This window comes from Variovorax sp. 01T439_2, assembly GCF_056398445.1.
In genome coordinates this window covers 1-2,159 of sequence record NZ_JBFTPJ010000972.1, presented here as the reverse complement: position 1 = coordinate 2,159, position 2,159 = coordinate 1, and the positions used below count along the sequence as shown (strand labels likewise).

General features: G+C 64.6%; 3 protein-coding genes. All 3 read left to right on the top strand.

The window, feature by feature from the left end:
* Positions 1-156 precede the first annotated feature (156 nt).
* Entirely contained in the window at positions 157-1,074 is a 918-nt protein-coding gene (locus tag AC1DOC_RS30600; RefSeq protein ID WP_478131220.1) for an MBL fold metallo-hydrolase, read from the top strand.
* Between the two features lie 100 nt (positions 1,075-1,174).
* Positions 1,175-1,654, top strand: a complete 480-nt coding sequence (locus AC1DOC_RS30595) for a carboxymuconolactone decarboxylase family protein (protein WP_015865455.1) — start codon at positions 1,175-1,177, stop codon at positions 1,652-1,654.
* 304 nt (positions 1,655-1,958) lie between these two features.
* Positions 1,959-2,159, top strand: a 201-nt coding sequence (locus tag AC1DOC_RS30590; RefSeq protein ID WP_478131219.1) for a hypothetical protein, incomplete at its 3' end; no start/stop codon positions are given.

Here is a 2,159-nt window from a genome sequence, read left to right as displayed (position 1 = left end):
CCTACCGGCTCGCGCCCCGCCTCCCTACGATCAATGGCATACGGCACTCAGCCGTGATCCGAGCCCGACAACCCTTCGGTGTTGAACGGCAACTTGCTGCCAGTCGCCCGGCTGGTTTGGCCCGCGCAACCGGGCCGCATTCTTGGAGATTCCGCCATGTTCCTCACTGATGACACCTTGCAACCCACGAGCGAGAAGCCCAAAGACCTGGTGCCCTCCCGTTACGCGCTGCGCATCGGCGACATCGATGCGATGGTGGTCAGCGACGGCCCCTTGCCGCTGCCCACCACGACGATGGCCACCAACGCCGATCCGGCGGACCTGGCCAACTGGCTCGGCCAGATGTTCATGCCGCCCGACAAGTACGACTGGCCGCTGAACGTGATGGTGGCCCGCAGCGGCGACCAGACCATCCTGATCGACGCGGGCCTGGGCGGCCAGTTCCCGGGCTTTCCGAGGGCCGGGCAGTTTCCCCAGCGGCTGGCTGCGGCCGGCATCGAGCTCGAGTCCATCACCGACGTGATCATCACCCACATGCACATGGACCACGTGGGCGGGCTGCTCGTTCCCGGCATCAAGGAACGCCTGCGTCCGGACGTGCGCATCCACGTGGCCAAGGCCGAAGTCGACTTCTGGATGTCGCCCGACTTTTCCCGCACGGTGATGCCGAATCCGGTGCCCGAGGTGCTGCGTTCGACCGCCAAGAGCTTCTACAACGAATACCGCGACCGGCTGCAGATCTTCGAGGAGCGGCGCGAGGTGGCGCCGGGTGTGGTGGTCCGCCGTACCGGCGGCCACACCCCGGGGCACAGCGTGGTCGACCTGGTGTCGGGCAACGAGCGCCTGATGTTCGCGGGCGATGCCATGTTCCCGGTCGCATTCGACCACCCCGACTGGCAGAACGGCTTCGAACACGACCCCGAGGAGGCGACCCGCGTTCGCCTCGCCCTGTTCCGCGAACTGGTGCAAAGCCGCGGACTGCTGGTGGCCGCCCACCTGCCCTTCCCCTCCATCGGCCGGGTGGYGGCGGAAGGCGACATCTTTCGCTGGGTTCCGATCATCTGGGACTTCTGAACGCGCACCGCATCGCCGGTGCCCAGGATCATTTTTTCCCCTCTCCTCTCTCGCGGTCTCCGCGAACGGGTACCTCAGCCGCACTGAGGCCGGAGCACACATGACCAACCGTCTCAACTACATCAAGCAATCGCCCGAGCTCTTCAAGAAGCTGATCGAGTTCAGCACGCTCGTGGACAGCGGCACCATCGAACAATCGATCCGGGACCTTGTCGCGATCCGCGCATCGCAGATCAACGGCTGCGCGTTCTGCCTGGACATGCACATCAAGGAGGCCAGGATCCATGGCGAACGCGAGCTGCGCATTCACCACCTGGCCGCATGGCGCGAATCGACGCTGTTCGTTCCGCGCGAGCGTGCGGCGCTGGCCTGGACCGAAGTGCTGACCAGGCTGCCCGAACACGGCGTGCCCGACGACATCTACGAGCGCGTGCGCACGCAGCTGTCGGAAAAGGAGCTTTCGGACCTGAGCTTCAGCGTCATGGCCATCAACGCATGGAACCGCGTGAACGTCGCGTTCCAGACCGTGCCCGGCTCGTCCGACAAGGCCTTCGGCTTGGACAAGGCGAACCTCTCCTGAGCCTTTGCAGCCCGCGGCACCGCCTGTGGCGCTGCCGCGGGCTGCTTGCTTGCCTGCTGCTTCTGCGTGATGGTTGCCGGGAGCGCAGCCTTTCCTCGCCATTGATGGCTGCGCCTCGCAGTCCCTCCCCTCCCTTCCCTTCCCACTTCGAGTTGCTTCCCGCCATGCCGCGGTGGCGCAGCCATGCGCTTGCAGGCCGCGCTTTCGCTCGTACTGAAGCGACGCCGCGCCGCCATTGATGCCGTTGGCTCACTGCGGCGTTTCTCTCGACAAGCCTACCGCACCGGCCGGCCGGAACCTAGATTTGAGTGCGACAGATGCAGAACGCGCGAACCATCTTTTCTCATCGCACGTCCTGGCTGTTCATCCGCCTTCAACGGTTTTTCCGCTCGATGGCTCCCTCAAATTATCAGGAGTAGTTGATGACGAAAAGAATCATTCTTGCGGCGCTGCTGACCAGTCTCGCGACCTCGATCTCGATCTATGCGATCCAGCCGGCCATTGC